At 43.8% G+C, this 17317-nt stretch carries 13 protein-coding genes; 2 read left to right on the plus strand and 11 right to left on the minus strand.

Annotated features, from left to right (window positions below):
* Window positions 1-111: 111 nt before the first annotated feature.
* The 5 genes from tnpA to B5D54_RS06745 all read right to left on the minus strand — a co-directional run bounded on the left by tnpA (window position 112) and on the right by B5D54_RS06745 (window position 7243).
* Window positions 112-570: an IS200/IS605 family transposase gene (gene tnpA / locus B5D54_RS06720; RefSeq protein ID WP_032468702.1), complete on the minus strand. Its 459-nt coding sequence runs from the start codon at window positions 568-570 to the stop codon at window positions 112-114.
* A gap of 196 nt (window positions 571-766) precedes the next feature.
* A complete protein-coding gene (putP, locus tag B5D54_RS06730; protein ID WP_078925769.1) occupies window positions 767-2257 on the minus strand; it encodes a sodium/proline symporter PutP in 1491 nt (496 codons plus the stop codon).
* A gap of 70 nt (window positions 2258-2327) precedes the next feature.
* The gene (locus tag B5D54_RS06735; protein ID WP_078925770.1) at window positions 2328-3026 is read right to left on the minus strand and encodes a 1-pyrroline-5-carboxylate dehydrogenase; all 699 of its coding nucleotides are present in this window, start codon (window positions 3024-3026) and stop codon (window positions 2328-2330) included.
* A gap of 23 nt (window positions 3027-3049) precedes the next feature.
* Window positions 3050-6166: a bifunctional proline dehydrogenase/L-glutamate gamma-semialdehyde dehydrogenase PutA gene (gene putA / locus B5D54_RS06740; RefSeq protein ID WP_078925771.1), complete on the minus strand. Its 3117-nt coding sequence runs from the start codon at window positions 6164-6166 to the stop codon at window positions 3050-3052.
* Window positions 6167-6418: 252 nt separating this feature from the next.
* A complete protein-coding gene (locus tag B5D54_RS06745) occupies window positions 6419-7243 on the minus strand; it encodes a helix-turn-helix transcriptional regulator (RefSeq protein ID WP_078925772.1) in 825 nt (274 codons plus the stop codon).
* Between the two features lie 420 nt (window positions 7244-7663).
* On the opposite strand from B5D54_RS06745, the gene B5D54_RS06750 reads away from it, so the two are divergent.
* Both B5D54_RS06750 and B5D54_RS06755 read left to right on the plus strand, forming a co-directional pair.
* Window positions 7664-8770, plus strand: coding sequence for a PEGA domain-containing protein (locus B5D54_RS06750; protein ID WP_078925773.1), 1107 nt, complete (start codon window positions 7664-7666; stop codon window positions 8768-8770).
* 157 nt (window positions 8771-8927) lie between these two features.
* Window positions 8928-10748 carry an SUMF1/EgtB/PvdO family nonheme iron enzyme gene (locus tag B5D54_RS06755; protein ID WP_078925774.1) on the plus strand — a complete coding sequence of 607 codons (1821 nt, stop codon included), beginning with the start codon at window positions 8928-8930 and terminating at the stop codon, window positions 10746-10748.
* Window positions 10749-10806: 58 nt separating this feature from the next.
* On the opposite strand, the gene pdxH is transcribed toward B5D54_RS06755, so the two are convergent.
* The 6 genes from pdxH to B5D54_RS06785 form a co-directional block, all read right to left on the minus strand.
* Window positions 10807-11442, minus strand: coding sequence for a pyridoxamine 5'-phosphate oxidase (gene pdxH / locus B5D54_RS06760; RefSeq protein WP_078925775.1), 636 nt, complete (start codon window positions 11440-11442; stop codon window positions 10807-10809).
* A gap of 93 nt (window positions 11443-11535) precedes the next feature.
* Window positions 11536-13209, minus strand: a complete 1674-nt coding sequence (locus tag B5D54_RS06765; RefSeq protein WP_078925776.1) for a flagellar assembly protein A — start codon at window positions 13207-13209, stop codon at window positions 11536-11538.
* Between the two features lie 189 nt (window positions 13210-13398).
* Window positions 13399-15084, minus strand: a complete 1686-nt coding sequence (locus B5D54_RS06770) for a response regulator (RefSeq protein ID WP_172459864.1) — start codon at window positions 15082-15084, stop codon at window positions 13399-13401.
* A gap of 142 nt (window positions 15085-15226) precedes the next feature.
* Complete coding sequence (locus B5D54_RS06775; protein WP_078925778.1) at window positions 15227-16093, minus strand: NAD(P)-dependent oxidoreductase; 867 nt, start codon at window positions 16091-16093, stop codon at window positions 15227-15229.
* 186 nt (window positions 16094-16279) lie between these two features.
* Window positions 16280-16999 (minus strand): YebC/PmpR family DNA-binding transcriptional regulator, encoded by a 720-nt coding sequence (locus B5D54_RS06780; RefSeq protein WP_078925779.1) that lies wholly within the window; start codon window positions 16997-16999, stop codon window positions 16280-16282.
* Between the two features lie 73 nt (window positions 17000-17072).
* Window positions 17073-17282 carry a DUF3283 family protein gene (locus B5D54_RS06785; RefSeq protein ID WP_078925780.1) on the minus strand — a complete coding sequence of 70 codons (210 nt, stop codon included), beginning with the start codon at window positions 17280-17282 and terminating at the stop codon, window positions 17073-17075.
* Between the last annotated feature and the right edge of the window lie 35 nt (window positions 17283-17317).

Consider the following 17317-nt stretch of genomic DNA (forward strand, 5'->3'; position numbering starts at 1 on the left):
AAAAAAAAGTATCCACCGGCATAGCCGGTGGTTTTTCATATGCGCCTATAAGGCTCTTCTACTGGCAGCGCCCTAACAGGCGCATATCGATCTGACATTTGCATATGATGATTACTTGCGGCCCGTAAACGGGCTTCCTGGATAGGAGATCGACAATTGTTCTCCCATTTTATCCTGCTCCAACTGGTGCTTTATGTAATCTTGGATCTTCTTCGTATTCTTACCGACCGTATCTACGTAATAACCTCGACACCAAAATTCTCGATTCCGATATTTGAACTTCAAATCACCAAAGCGCTCATAAAGCATCAAACTACTTTTACCTTTCAAATAACCCATAAACGCGGAAACACTCATTTTGGGCGGAATTTCCAAAAGCATGTGGATATGGTCGGCACAACACTCCGCTTCAAGAATGTTCACATTCTTCCATTCACATAGCTTCCTTAATATCTCTCCGATGGCTCTACGTTTTTCTCCATAAAACACCTGTCGCCGATACTTCGGTGCAAAGACTATGTGGTATTTACAGTTCCAACGCGTATGCGCTAAGCTCTTTTCGTCCCCCATTGGGACCCCCTTTCAATTCTCGTTTAACTCTTGCAGTTGCCAGACCGCAAAAGTGTTTTAACAAATTGAAAGGGGTTTTATAACTGACTTATAGCTGAAAGCTTTACGGAACCCCCAGCCTAGCTGGGGGTTTTCTCTATACAAAAAAGCCCCGCAATATTATGCGGGGCAGTAAGAAAACCATGCAAAATCTCGTTTATTCGAGTTCAACCAGTTGCTTCTTAAAACGAAGGTGCTGTGATTTAACCGTTTCTTCGGGCTCAGAAGATAAACCGCTCACCAACACAATAGCCACTGTCGAGAAAACAATACCGGGTATAATTTCATACACATCAAACCATCCCCCCGTTAATTGTTTCCAAAGCACGATTGTTACCCCACCAACAATAATGCCAGCCAAAGCACCATTACGGTTCATCCGAGACCAGTAAAGGCTTAACACCAGTGCAGGGCCAAAAGCGGCACCAAACCCAGCCCACGCATAAGAAACCAAACCCAGTACAGAGCTATCTGGTGTCATGGCTAAAATTAAGGCCACAATCGAAATCAAAACCACAGCCAAACGTCCAACGCGCACCACTTCTTCAGAGCTGGCTTCTTGTTTAAAGACCTGTTTGTAGAAATCTTCCGCGAGAGCCGATGAAGAAACCAATAATTGTGAGTCAGCCGTACTCATGATCGCGGCTAAAATCGCCGCTAACAAAATGCCAGCAATCACCGGATGGAAAATCGCATTGACCAGTAGCATAAAAATTTTCTCACCATCATCTAGCTGCATAGCACCACTATTGGTGACATACACTAAGCCCACCATTCCCACTAACATCGCACCAAACATAGACAATGCCGTCCAGCTCACCGCAATCCAACGGGCGGTGGTAAGATCTTTGTTTGAGCGAGCCGCTTTAAAACGCGCCAAAATATGTGGCTGACCAAAGTAACCAAAACCCCAACCGACTAAAGACAAAATCGCAATACTGGACAACGGTTGACCTTTCATATCATCCCATAAAGTCAACAGTTGTGGATTAATGGCATTTAAATCACTTTCTAGCTGCTCAAACCCTCCGTTCATGGCCGCAATAGGGACAATCAACAAAGCGGCAGCCATTAGTAATCCTTGAACGAGATCGGTCCAGGACACGGCAAGGAACCCCCCAAATAAGGTATAAGACACAACGCAAATTGTTCCAATTATCACCGCGGTGGTGTAGTCGAGCCCAAAAACGGTTTCAAACAATTTTCCGCCCGCAACTAAACCAGAACTGGTATAGAAAAGGAAAAATAAAAGAATGAAGAAAGCAGAAATCGTTTGAATGAGTTTCGATTTATCATTAAATCGACGAGATAGAAACTCAGGCAAGGTGAGAGAGTCTGTAGTAATGCTATAGGTCCGTAAACGTTTGGCAGTGATCAACCAGTTTGCCCAAGTTCCCACCAATAACCCACCAGCAAGCCAGAAGGCTTCTATTCCAGCGGCATAAGCATAACCGGGTAATCCCAACAACAGCCAACCACTCATATCAGAAGCCCCAGCAGACAACGCTGCCGGCCACGGACCGAGAGAACGCCCCCCTAAAAAGTAATCCGTTGAGTTTTTGGTTCGCTGATAAGCAAACACACCGATAGCCAACATCATCATTAAATAAATGATGAAGGTTGTCGTAATAGCAAAGCTATTTTCCATTGATATTTCCTCTATTTATAAGATCGCTTTCTGTCACTCCCTCAACCATCAAGGGAGAAGCAGCAAGGGATTAATGGCTTTCACTGCCTAACTCAAGTAATGTCGCATTTCCCCCGACAGCAGTAATATTTATCGTTCGCGTGCGCTCGGTAATGAAACGCAGCGATAAATGTGGATCATGAGCGGTAGGTAGCTGGATAAAATCGGTTTCAGAAATGAGATTAATAACGGCACCGGAACGTTTCGCTAATTGTCGATTAAGCCGACGCTCTCGTTCTCGATGTCCAACATAACCAACACAACCAACCTCTGATTCAATTAAGGTTTGGTAGGCATCTAATGAAGTTAACTGCAACAGATGAACCGGTAGCGAAGCCTGTTGCACAGCAGAATGGAGTGCGGTTGTCATTCCATGATCGTCACTGCATACAATCACACTATTGCCAGCCACGAGGGCACACACGATCTGAGCAACCGCTGCCGACTGCCCAGCTTGGCTTTGCTCCTCTTGAATAATCAACGCTACACCGCGCCCCGCAGTATAAAGTTCGTTGCTCTCACCCGTTGGCCCAACCAAGCCATAAGGCTGAGCAAGCAAAGCAGAAGCATGTTCAAGGTGATAGGTTATGAACCAAGATGAATTTTCCTTCTCTTGTTCTAATTCATATTTAAGAGAAAGTAAGTGCTCACATCTTGTATCAAAAGAAGTAAAGTTCCAGTTTTCCCAAGCCAATAAAGCATCAGTAAAACAGGTGACTTGATGTACCATAAGTAAAATCCTCGCTCAGCCAGTTAGTGATACTTCACTTGAGTAAAACGGTATAAATAATGAGGCCCTCCGGCTTTTGGTCCGGTACCCGACAAACCTTGCCCACCAAAAGGTTGCACCCCAACGACCGCCCCCACTTGATCTCGGTTAATGTAACAGTTCCCAACCCGAGCATGTTTTTCTATCCAGCGATAAGTTGTTTCATTACGGCTATGAATCCCCATCGTCAAACCAAAACCGGTAGCATTAATACGTTGCACGACTTGAGGCAGCTCTTTGGCTTGATAGCGAACAATATGTAAAATCGGGCCAAACTGCTCTTCACTTAAGCAATCAATACCCGAAATTTCAAATGCCGTTGGGGCAACAAAATCGCCTTTCTGGCACGCTTCACTTAAAGTGAGTTGCGCGACTTTTTTCTGTGTTTTCGTCATATGGTCAATATGCTTTAGCAAACCCAGTTTGGCTTTTTCATCAATCACTGGACCTATATCGGTAGTATGCAGGTAAGGAAGGCCAACGGATAACTCCTGCATCGCCCCTTGAATTAACGAGATAATGCGATCCGCGATATCTTGCTGAACAAAAAGCACTCGCAGCGCTGAACAGCGCTGACCCGCCGATGCAAACGCCGAGCGTAGCACATCTCTAACCACTTGTTCTGGTAAGGCGGTACTGTCTACAATCATGGCGTTTTGTCCCCCTGTTTCCGCAATAAAGGGAACCGGGTCGGCTTCCCGCTCGGCCAAGGTTTGGTTGATCCGCTGTGCGGTCGCGGTCGAACCAGTAAAAGCCACGCCAGCAATCGAGGGATGAGAGGTTAACGCTTGACCGATTAATGAACCTCGACCAGGGACAAATTGAATGACATCATGAGGAAAACCCGCTTGTAACATCAAAGCTATCGCACGGGCAGCAATGAGGCTGGTTTGCTCTGCGGGTTTTGCCACTACCGTATTCCCCGCCACTAAAGCCGCGGTAATCTGACCAAGGAAAATGGCCAGTGGAAAATTCCAAGGGCTGATACAGACAAAAACCCCCCGCCCTTGGCGAGAAGCCTGCCGATTTTTCCCATCAAATCCAGTGATGGCAACGGGTGATAACCGCTCGATTTGTTTGGCATAATAGCGACAAAAATCAACCGCTTCTCGCACTTCATCAATCGCATCATGGATGGTTTTCCCCGCTTCTTGGTGACACAAGGCGCAAAGTTCTGGCAAATTGTCTTCTAATAAATCCGCCAATTTTTCCAGCTTTTCCCGCCGTTGATGCACCGGTGTTTGGTTCCAATGAGCAAATGCAGCTTGAGCGTTCTCTATTGCTACGGAAACATGATCATGGGTAGCATGAAAAACATGGCCAACTTGAATTTGGCGATCATACGGTGCGGTCACCACGTTAGGTAGGATGTTAGCCTTGATCATGCTTTCGAGTTGCGATTCTCCATTCAAAATAGGAGCCGCTTGCCATTGCTGATTTAAATAGCGCTCAACTTGTTGTGTAAAGGGATTGGCTTCACTTTCAATATCGATGTTAATGCCATAAGCATTCTTTCGTTCAGGAAAAATATCAGGAGGCAGAGGGATCCGACGATTATGTAACGTCTCAAATGTCAGTAACTGCTGAGCTGGATGAGCCGTTAGTGTTTCAACTGGACAACGAGCATCGACTAAACGATGGACAAATGAGCTGTTGGCACCATTTTCGAGCAATCGGCGAACCAAATAAGGCAGAAGATCTTTATGGCTACCCACCGGAGCATAAATGCGTACGGGTTGTTGATAGGTCGCCATGACCTGTTTGTAGAGCGCTTCTCCCATGCCATGTAAGCGTTGAAATTCAAAATCTTGATGGGTAGCCATAACAGCAATAGCGGAAACGGTTTGAGCATTATGACTGGCAAACTGTGGAAAAAGATGCCCACGAACCGGATCACTCAGTAAAAAACGGGCACAAGCCAAATAGGAAACATCCGTTGCTTCTTTACGGGTAAAAACAGGATAGTTCTCATAGCCACCTTGTTGTGACCATTTTATCTCGCTATCCCAATAAGCGCCTTTCACTAAACGTACAGGGATCAAATCTCCTTGCTGCTTAGCAAGCCCAGCCAACCAAACTAAAGTCGGTAAGGCTCGTTTAGAATACGCTTGCACCACTAATCCAAACTTTCCCCAACCTCGAACAGATTCAGAGCGATACACTTTTTCGAAGAGTTGTAAAGAAAGCTCAAGCCGATCGGCTTCTTCAGCATCAATGGTGATCGCTACATCCAAGGCTTTTGCTCGCCCCAGCAACTGTAGTAACGTTTGGTAAAGCTCGGTCATCACTCGAGAGTAATTTGCCACTTCATAGCGAGGGTGCAATGCTGAGAGCTTGATTGAAATAGAGGGAGCGGGACCATGGGTACAGTCTTTATCTTGCCCAACGGCCTCAATCGCTTGTAGATAATCTTGAGCGTATTTCTGAGCATCGCATTGGGTCAGCGCTGCCTCGCCAAGCATATCAAAAGAATAGGAATAGCCTTGCTCACGCATGGTTCGACCATTATTTTGCGCCTCCGCAATAGTACGACCCAGCACAAATTGGTAACCCATGATCTTCATTGCTTGATGCATAGCCTGACGAATAACTGGCTCAGAGAGTTTACTGATTAACCGATTTAACGCTTGAAGTGGGCTACGAGCATCACTGTGATCTAACCCGATCACTTTACCCGTTAGCATTAACCCCCAAGTGGATGCATTAACAAACACGGAATCTGAATTTTTTAAATGCGATGTCCAATCTGCGACACTCAGCCTATCTTTAATAAAGGCATCAGCAGTCTCTTTATCCGGAATTCGCATCAAAGCTTCCGCCAAACACATAAGTAAAATGCCTTCCTGTGTATCTAAACTGTACTCAAGCAGAAGTGCATCAATCATTTGTATGGCTTTCTTATCTCGGCGTATCGCTTCGATCAAATGAGTCGTTTGATGAGTGATGGCGGAATGCTCCGCTTCACTTGGCATCGCAAGGGGAAGTAACTGCTTTAGCCATTGAGATTCGTCCACCATATAAAGTGGCGAGATCTGCATCCAGAGTTTGCTAAGGGGTTGCTCAACAAATTCTGGAATCAACACATCCGTTGCTGTAAACATGCGTTTTCCTCAATCTCACATCCGAGCAGATAGGCTCGAATTTCCTACAATGGCTAGCAGTGTATTTTGAGTGCATGAGGAATACTTGTCAAAAACTCCGATATTTTTATTGAAAACTCGGCAATTTAACAAAATAGAAACACAATCACATCATCTTTATTCATATAAAACAGCAATTGATTATCAATGACGCCGTATCCACCCACAAAAAGAGAACGGTCATCAGAAAATCCGGAAAAAGTAAGAACGACATTACCGATAACCGCTTTTTTTATACTGAGAAGGAGAGATCCCTTGAAGGCGTGAAAAAGTATGAGTAAAGGAACTTTGATTAGAAAACCCTGTTAATTCAGCGATTTGCCCAAGATTGAACTGCCCTTTTTCAATCAAAATTTTCGCCATCTCTATTCGTTTGTTTAAAACATATTGGTGCGGCGTTATTCCGACTTGCTCTTTAAATCGTTGATGGAATTGGCTCTCACCTAAATAGACACTTCCAGCAAGTTGAGCAATAGAAATTCGTCGGCTTAAATGCTGTTCGACATAACGATCAATGGCCTCTAAATCAAAGCGAGAGTCTTTACGATGAACGTTAAAGGCCGAAATATGGCGTAACAACAATGCTAAGACGGTATCACTGCAAGCTCGGCTTAGGAGTAAATCATCAGGGCTGGCTCGCATTTCCAACACTAACATCTGAATCAGTTTTTGAATCGAACTATCTAGCTGGAAATAAATGTCAACCTGAGACAATTCATTGATTTTTTGTAGTGTTAATGGGTCATCCTCTTTAGGCTGAGGCAGATTCAACACCAAAATATCCGATTGATTTCCCATACTCCCAAAAGCGTGATCGGTACTTGATGTCACCACACACCCCTGACCAGAACCGACGATATTCGCAACGCCCGATACCTCAAATTCAGCCAACCCTTTCAACCCAATGACAATTTGTGGGTAACTGTGCTCATGACAATCCATATAAGAAGGTAAAGTGATGAGCTCAGCAGGGCGAGGCGACAAAAGTTTGGCTCTTGTCGGTGATTCTAATGAGAAATTCAGTGAAGAAAGGTTCATGATCGTTATCTCATGCGAGGACCTCTTGGCATAATATAACAGTTTAAGCGGAAGCCAAAACGACACACATTCTCTCTTGATCTTTTATCTCATGGCTTAAATCTCGTCCGACCGAGAAGAAATCTTCACCAATCACGATGCGGAACAATGATCAAGTGCACATAAATTACGGTCAATGAGTGTTCAATTAAAAAACGTTAAAGCAGATCGAAAATCGGAGCTTGCATATTTTAAGAATCTGCTCAAAATGAGGTGTGTACCATTATAAAATATACAAAATCAGTGACCTAATTGTATGATTTTGTATACTGTTGTGCTTTGAAGTTGGAAATTTTTACGATGAGTCAGCGTACTACTATGCTGTCAAAAGTTTGTCTTTCGCCACGAAATCGTGGCTATATGAATTGTTGCAGGGACCTAATGATCAAATATCACCTCCCAGCGCTACTGCTTGCGCTAAGCCCTTTTTGGGTATCTGCATCGGTGTCCGCTGAAGAAATGACACAGGTAGATCCTGTGGCGGCCATTGATGAAAAAATAAGCATCAAACAAAATGAAATTGAAAATATTGCCTCAGAATTTGAAACCGAAGGAATTAAGCTTCAACAATTAAAAAATGAGCAGGCACGTCTACAACGCGAGAGCGAAGAGCTTCAAGCGAAACAAAATCGTGCAAAATCGGCGCTGGATAAACAATATAATCGCCTTCTTGAAGACCCAGATACCGATTTAGTCTCTTTTCAGCAGCGCTATCAACAAGCTTGGACGGATGTAAAACAAAATCAATCCGAACAATTGTTGAATCAACAGACCATAACAGAAAGCGATATGCGTCTGTCACAAATGAAACAAAGACATGCACGGCTGAAAACAGAATTTACGAACCTGCAAGAAAGCAAAATCGAAGCACGAGTGAAACGCTTAGACGCCGAATTACGTGAAAGTAAGGTGCTAGAAACCAGTTTTCGGACGACCTGTTCAACCAGCATGACACTAGGAGAATGTGCTAACCAAGGGCAACTTCTTACTCGTCAAAGAGCAGTCAATACCTTCCGAGATCAATTACTGGATCAACTCACTGAATCCGTTATTGCGAAACAAAATCTGCGGGGTGTGGAACTGAACATTCATGTTCAAGAGAGCCAAACCATTCGCAGTGGTTTTGAAGGTAATAATGAATACTTCACTCAAATGCAAGCTCAGCTACAAGCCAAACCCGAAGCCATTGCGGCCTGTAAATTGCTGAATGTCTCGACTCGGTACTGTTTAAAAAACTCAACAGAGACTAAGACAAGCAAAAGTGATAACAAACAGTGGGCCAATGTCACCGTACGTTCTGATCAATACCATGACCTAGTGACCATTAATGGTATCCAGTACGGTAGCACTCCCGTTGAAATCGTTTTACCTGCGGGAAGACACCAAATTACCGTAGCCAAAGACGGGTTCGAAACTTATAACCGTGTCGTCACCATTAACGGAAACGACACTATTTGGGTAAAACTTCGCCCCAATAAAGGTGAATAATTTCTCACAGCAAGGCGATTTTATCGCCTGATTTCACAAAGCTGTTGCTAAAACGCCGTTTGGATCTTAAGTTATTGAAAGATGACTTCTGATAGAACGGCGTTTTCGTTTAGAATAGTGCCAACCATTTTCAAAAATTTAACTGAAGTAGGCAACAATGCGATTAGGTTTACCCGCTCTGTTATTCGCTCTCTCACCTTGCTTAGTGGCAACGTCCACACTTACTATGGCTGAAAGCTCACCTTCCTCAGTCATGGCTATTGATGACGCACTATTTAGTCACCAGACACAATGGCAAGAGGCCCAAAAAGAGACCCAAGCTCAGCATACCATCGTTGATAATCAGCAAGCAGAGCTGGAACGCCTAGCACAGTTAGCCAAAACACTCGAGGCTCAGCTTAATAGTGCCAAAACGCATCTTGAACATGATTATCTAAAAATGATCGATGAGCCAGAATTGAATATTGGTGCTTCCCAAAATGCTTATCAAGCCGCTTGGGCCGAAGTTAAGAAAAATCAACAAGATAAGCTCGCTGCAGAGCAAGCCTTACAAGAGCAACAAACTCGCCTGTCACAGTTGCAAACCAATCAAGACGTGATTGCACAAAAGATAACGCAATTAAAACAAGATAAACTACGAGCTCGTAGTGAACGTCTGCGTACTGAACTAAAACAGGTAGGAACCCAAAAGGTCAGTTTTACCAATGTTTGTCATGCTTCAATGACGCTACAACAGTGTGATCAACAAACCCTCGAATTAGCGCAACAAAAAGCCGTAAAACAGTTCCAAGCCTGGCTAATTGATGAAACGACAGAATCCTCTTTAGTAAAACAGCACCTTGCTAATATCTCACTTAATATCCATTTGTTGAATTATAAAATACTCGAGTCTGGCTTTTATAATGGTAATAAATTTCAGACAGTTATCGAAACCCAATTAGAAGCAAGGCCTGCGGCGATAGCCCCTTGCTCTTTACTAAATATTGAAACTCAATATTGTTTTGCTCCCGGTGAAAACCAGCAAACCAAACAACAAGAAGTGGCTTGGCTCAATTTAGTAGTGCGTTCCAATCAATATAATGACCATGTCACCATTAATGGTATCCGCTATGGCAGCTCACCAACAGAAGTCATGCTACCGGCAGGTAAACACTTAGTCGTGGTGGAAAAAGAAGGGTATCAATCTTTTCGTCAGGAAGTAGCGCTAACCTCCGACCAAACACTACGTGCCGTTTTACATGAAAAAATAAACGAGTTAAAAGCCGGTGATAAATTTGCTGATACGTTAAAAAATAATCAGCACGCACCAGAAATGATCACCTTGTTAAAGGGGCAATATTTACTCGGTGAAAATATTGCTCGTCAAGTGCGCCTTGATCATGCTTTCGCATTAAGTGCAACGCCAATTACGGTTGGAGAATTCAGCACCTTTATTCAGCAAACCGGTTATAAAACCGATGCTGAATTAAAAAATATTTGTTTATCAGTAAAAGAAACCGCGATTGTCCCCATTTCTGGTCACTATTGGAAAAAACCAGGGTTTACCCAAACCGCTCAATCCCCTGCCGTTTGTGTTAGCCAAAATGATGCTAACGCTTATGCGCGTTGGTTATCTCAACAAACGGGCTTTAAGTACCGCCTCCCAAGTGAAGATGAATGGGAAATCGCGGCTCGAGCTGGAAGTAAAATGGATTACTGGTGGGGGAATCATTTCAGTGCGGGACAAGCCAATACGGGCTGGGCTGGGACACCATGGTCAAACAAAAGCACTTCACCCGTTCGTGCCTTTTCCACTAACCCACTCGGCTTCTACGATATGGTAGGTAATGTGTGGCAATGGACGAATGATACACGCGGCGTGGTAAAAGGTGGAGCATGGAGTTTTTCACCAGAGATGGCAAAAGCTTATAGCCAGCTCTTTGTTGCTCCGTCTACATCCGCAAACTATGTCGGCTTTCGTGTACTCCGCGAATTATAACGCTCGCAAACCCAGCTAGGGACAAAGTAATGAATAAAGTACCCTAGCTGGCCTCTGACTATGGCGCTAGCCGCTCAATCTGCCATTCACCTTCCGCTTGGCTGTAAAGAAAGCGATCATGCAGCCTATGCTCTCCACCTTGCCAAAATTCCAGACTGTGAGGACGAATGCGAAATCCGCCCCAAAAACTTGGGACAGGGATTTCCCCTTTAGCAAATTTTTGTTTTAACTCAAGATATTTACCTTCCAGTACACCACGAGCAGAAATCCGGCTACTTTGTCGACTAGCAAGCGCCGCGAGCTGGCTCTCTTTAGGGCGAGAAGTGAAATATTTCATATTTTCAAACACAGTCAACTTTTCCGCCACGCCAGTGATATGCACTTGTCGCTCAATCGGATGCCAAGGAAAGTGTAGACTAACTCGATGATTATGCTCAATATGCTGAGCTTTTCGGCTTGCCAAGTTGGTATAAAATACAAACCCTTGCTTATCTACATTTTTTAGCAACACAATCCGTTGAAATGGCTGACCTTGTTCATCAACCGTTGCCACTGTCATTGCCGTTGGGTCTGTTAATTGCGCCTGAATCGCTTGCTCAAGCCAAAGGTTAAATTGGTCAATCGGGTCAACCAATAAGTCTTTTCTCCGCAGCCCTCCTCGGGTGTATTCACGGCGAATGTCTGAAAGATCCATTTCTACTCCTTATTTTTCTGCCGATTGTGCGCTGATAAAGAGCAGATCTCAAGTAGAGAACAAACGTCACGCTAACGAAATGTTATAAAAACGCTATATACCAATATCTTCTTCACCCAATTTGGATGAAAGCTGGATTTCATATTGGTTAAAAGAGACGATCGAGGGCCCATGAACCCGTTTAGTCATGACCTTTTCATCTCCGAACTGCAGCGTCACGTGGGTAAAAATTTTACCTTTTGCTTCAATAGTATTGATTTCCAGCATTTGCTCAAATTCGTCAGTCAATAGCTCAACGGCTTCTTTCACTCTTTCCATGTGTTCACTGGCTTGTAGCTTTTGTTGGTCAATCTCACCCCATTCTTCTTCAGTACGTTCCGCTTTCGGCCGTTTCTTAAACTCGAGTTCACGGCGGATCACATCCATCGTTCTTTCTTGGGCTTGCTTATAGTGCTCTTTATGCTTAGTGATTCTATCTTTGTACCATCCATACCGAGCAAAAGCTTCAACGGTCGTTGCCGCATCACCTTCGACGCCTAAATTTAAACAGATGATCTTCCCCCCCACCTTTGCTGAACCACCGCTCAATGTGCCCTGTTTTTCATTTTTATCGAGCACAATAAGATCGTTACCACAACGAATAGAATTACTCATGCTGTGTACCGAAAGTTGAATATTTTCCGATGCTTGCAGTTCAGAAAATTGAGCATAATTGGCTCGAATGCTTCCCCCCGATTTGACAATACAGGTTTTAGGCTCATCATCAAACACCGTATGCCCGATAATGCCTTTCCCGATTTCTATATCGCCTTGAGCTTGTACATCTGCTGATTCAACAAATCCACCGATGGTAATCGACCCTGTTGCTCGTACAATCATTCCGGGTTCAACATCACCAGCAATCACCACACTCCCTTTAAACTTAACATGACCAGTGGCTACACTGACATTATTCAAGCAAAGAGCGTTTTCCACATCGACGGTTTTATTCTTAATAATGGGCATACCCGAAAGGCTCGCCAGCAGTAAATTGGGATCGGTTGGCGAAATATGCGTGCCTTTTCCTGCCACTAATGCAGCATCGTTACCTGGCTTAGCTGGGATCACTTTACCTAATACCGTATAACCGGGTTCACCTTTGGTAGAAGGCTTACGACGCATCACTGGCTCATTTTCACCAATGGTTACCGTTTCCCCCAAGTTACGCATATCCACTTTTTGTGTCCCTTGGCTCTTTTGAGGAGCGAGAATACGGGTTGTCACATCTTCCACTAATGGAATAAATTGCACATCTTGCCCCTGAACCGCCTCTTTCCCCTGAGCAACTGGCTGAGTAAACACTTCTCCGGGTTTAAGGGTGTTGCTCATCACGAGCACTTTTTTTAACGCCAGCTTATTAATCCCTTTAATCACGTACGTTTTAGCAAGAGCGTGTACCAACTCACTACCATATAAGCCTCTGCCACCATAGGCCCCCGTAACCACCATCGTGGCGAGCATATCTTGCTCACTCACCACCACCTCAACCGTCGCATTTCTTTGCTCAGCGATAACAATGCCTTCACGAGCCGCTTTCTTCCCTTCTTTTACACTATTGATGAACCGATTAACGGCGTCATCCAGCACATAAAATTTACCCGCTCCAATTCTAATTAATGACTCCGTCAGGCCCGTTTTACTCAGTTCTTGATTTACGGCTATATAACTCGGTAAACATGCCATGACACATTTTTTATCTTCCGAGAGGGCAATGAAATCCTTCCACATCTTGCTCCACCTTACGGCACTCTTTCCATTTATTACGCAGTGTATAAAAAATCGTTACTCAGCTAAATCATTCAATATTCAGAGTAAGGGTTACATCACTTGATGGGCGTATTTTTCGCTTGAACCAGACAGAGACTCGCCTATTTTTTACGATGAAATATCGCCAAAGTGATAAAAAATAGCCATTCATCAACGTACAAAATGAGCAATATCAGGAAAAATAGCAGGGGTATCAAATCGATAAATAGCGTGGATCGTTTTATCTTCCTGACGATAATTCAGGGATTCACATAATTGAGAAGCAAATAGGAAATCGTTATTTGCCATTGGTGCCTCTTCAAAGAAGTCCTGCTCTTGACGATGGCAAGAAAGAATAAATTGAATAGATTGATCTTGAGGGTGATAAATCACCTCACAGGTAGCGCAACATTCATCACTGAGTGATTGAAGAGCCGATTCCCGCAATTGATGATAACGAGCAAAGCCTTCAGGTTCCTCCTTCAATGATATAGGTAAATGTAATAACCCTTGCTCAATCAGATAGGAGAAGAGTTCAGATAAAATGGCACAAAGAAAGTCTAAATGGTGGCTAGTATGAATGATGCCTTTGAGAAAAGAGCGAACTTCATTTGTGATCGTCGCTTGCTTTAATAGACCAGCAGGAAAACTCAGTTCACTTTTACATGGAATGGGACTTAAGAAGGATTCACGATATGAGGGAACCGATTGGGCATTAATCACCGGAAATGACATCATTAACAGAGAGAGATTAACCTCTGGTTCTGTGGAAGAAAAATGATGAATCGCCTCATACAAGCTATCTAGTGTTGGGGTTCCTGTTTTTTTAGTCAATAACCACTCTAAACGATATTCACCAAATGGCTCTCCTTGCGCATCCGTCACCTCAATGAAACTTCTCGTACAGCAAAAAATTTTCTGCCCCGGCTCTAATTTAAAATGCTTGATATCACAATTAAAAGCATTCTCTACACGTTCACCCAAAGGAGGATGAACCGACACTAGTCGCTTAACTAATTGACCGGAAGGTGACACGATATAAGCACTCGGCCCTCCCCCTCCCCACCAAGACACATCAAACCCATTGGAGTGTATTTCAAATAAATGTGCAGAAAGATTCATTTCATCCGGTAAAAAAGTAATCAATCTTTGGTTTAATTCTGTCACCATGTCGCTCAGCGCACACCCTTGTTCAGCTAATGAAAAAAAAGCACGGGTCACCGGGATATTCGCCATTGCCGCAGGAAGACCATGGGCACTCGAATCAGCGATCATGGCATACGCACCACCATGCTTTCGCCGAGCCACTAAGATTAAATCACCATTAAAAAGTGTTGTTGGGCTTGAAATGGAGTTGATTCCGTAAATCGGTTCTATTTGTACACTCATTTCATCCATAAGGTGCTGAAAGATAGACTCAGCAATCGCATATTCTTGTTGCACACGGTCTTGATACCTTTGCAATTGATCATGTTGTTGCCTCAATTGCCGATGCATTTGCACAATTCTAAAATGAGCTTGTACTTTAGCTAACAACACACACTGTTCAACGGGTTTAAGAATGAAATCATCCCCTAATGAAAGGCAGCGAGCGAATGACTCTTGATCGTCTAATACGGTGAGAAATAAAATGGGGATATGATGGTTTGGAAAAGCATGGCGAATTTCCTGAGCGGTAGTAAAACCATCTTTCACCGGCATCATAACGTCCAATAGTATAATGTCGGGTAAAATCGGCATTTGTTCCATTGCCTGAACCACATGTTGACCGTTTTCAAAGAGCTCGATGTGTTGTGCAATCGAGGCGAGCATCATACGACATAACTCTCGATTTGTTGCCTGATCATCAATGATCATCACTCGCATAATACAGCCTCACTTACTCAGCTTTCGCTATTATTCAACGATGTGCCTAATTCCTTATCAAAATATAGTTCAGTTTACTCAAGGGGGCGAACCTGTTCGCCCCTCCATTTCGAATCACGCATTTAGCCTGCTATTAGCATTTAGTGAAGGCTTTAATCAATACCGACGTATCCATACGCCCCAATCCTTGCGAAGAGAGCTCCTGATACCTTTGAGCCGTTTTTTCTGTCATGGGTAATTGGATTCCTTGCCGCTTTGCTTCGTCTAAACAAAAACCGAGATCTTTAATCATCCAATCAATCGCAAACCCAAAGTCAAAACGCTCTTCAGCCATGGTGATGGCTCGGTTTTCCATTTGCCATGATCCGGCAGCCCCATTTTTTAGGCAAGAAACTAAAGTGGGGATATCTAACCCCGCTTGTTTTGCCAATACTAAACCTTCTGAAAGGCCGTTTAATACGCCAGCAATACAAATTTGGTTCACCATTTTTGCTCTTTGCCCTTGCCCGACATCCCCCATTAAGACCGATGAGCGTCCATAGGCATTAAAGAGTGGTTGAAGATGAGCAAATAACGCACTATTACCGCCACACATAATGGTAAGTTGTCCATTTTCCGCACCCGCTTGTCCACCAGAGACGGGCGCATCCATAAATGCCATCCCAGCCAAAGCGGCGGCCTCTGCCACTTCTTGGGCCAGTAAAGCAGAGGTGGTGGTATGATCAACCAAGATGGCTCCCGGCTTCATGTAAGCCAAAGCACCTTGCTCATGAGTGGTCATACTACGGACATCGTCGTCATTGCCGACACAGGTAAGCACCACATCCGCTTGTGCGACACATTCAGCCACCGAATTGGCCGCTTTGCCACCGTACTGTTTTGCCCATGCTAACGCTTTCTCTTTAGTACGATTAAACACGGTGACCTCAAATCCCGCATTAACGAGATGCCCAGCCATCGGATACCCCATAACGCCTAAACCAATGAAACTGACTTTCATACAAACTCCTTTTTATTTTTCTATCCGCCTTCAACCAGATTATCGAAGACGAAGGCCATCGAATCCATCCCTCCTGCGAAAGGGAAGGTCTATTTTTATTAAATGGGTTGAAATAAGTGATGGTAAGTACGACTTGCTTCAATCAACAGGGACAAAAAAGCCGAGATAAACTCGGCGTTACATTTCTTATGCGATATCAGCGTTGTGATAGACCTGTTGGACGTCATCACAGTCATCCAGCATGTCTAGAAACTTCTGGAATTTTTCTGCATCTTCGCCACTAATGACGGTCTGGTTTTGTGGAACAAAGGTGATTTCTTCCACATCAATAGTTAATTCAGGAAAGGCATTCACCAACGCGGTTTTTGCTTTAAAGAATTCTGTGTTTGGGGCAAAAACGGTGATCACCCCCTCTTCTAACTCAATATCAGTCACATCAACATCTTCCATCATCAATGCTTCTAATACAGATTCTTCATCATCGCCTTTAAATTGGAACACCGCTTGGTGATCAAACATATGCGCGACAACACCTGGTGTACCAATTTTTGCCCCCGTTTTAACAAAACATTGGCGAACATCTTGATAAGTACGATTACCATTGTCGGTTAAGCAATCAACAATCACACTTGCACCACCAGGGCCAAAGCCTTCATAGCGTGCAGGTTGATAATCTTCACCGCCGCTACCACTCGCTTTATCAAGCGCTTTTTCGATAACATGTGCTGGAACTTGATCTCTCTTCGCTTTTGCAATCAGATGACGAAGGGACAAGTTCATGTCTGGATCGGTTCCACCATTTTTTGCACATACGTAAATTTCTTTACCATACTTGGAATAAACTTTAATCTTTGCGCCTTGAGTCTTGGCCATAGAGGCCTTGCGCACTTCAAAACTTCTTCCCATTGGGATGTTCTCTCTAGTTCAATTTAATGCGACGGGTAAACAAAAATGGATCACTTTTGTTTAATAATGAACGCTACGCGACACCCATTATTCGTTTATATTTATCCACTGACTGTTGAAACCATTCCTTTTCTTGCTCAGAAACCAGTTTGGAAAGCTGTGTGGTAACCACATCAGGTCCACATTTTGCCTGCTTCATCTTCCAAACTAAAAAAGAAGCCTGTTTATCTAGCTCTATTTTATTTTTCTGCTCTGCGTCTAGTAATGCAAGGTTAAAAGGCATGAGAAAATCTACAATCAGTCAAACGTGGGGCTGAA

The sequence above is a fragment of the Vibrio cincinnatiensis DSM 19608 genome (genome assembly GCF_900167345.1).
GTDB classification, from domain to species: Bacteria; Pseudomonadota; Gammaproteobacteria; order Enterobacterales; family Vibrionaceae; genus Vibrio; species Vibrio cincinnatiensis.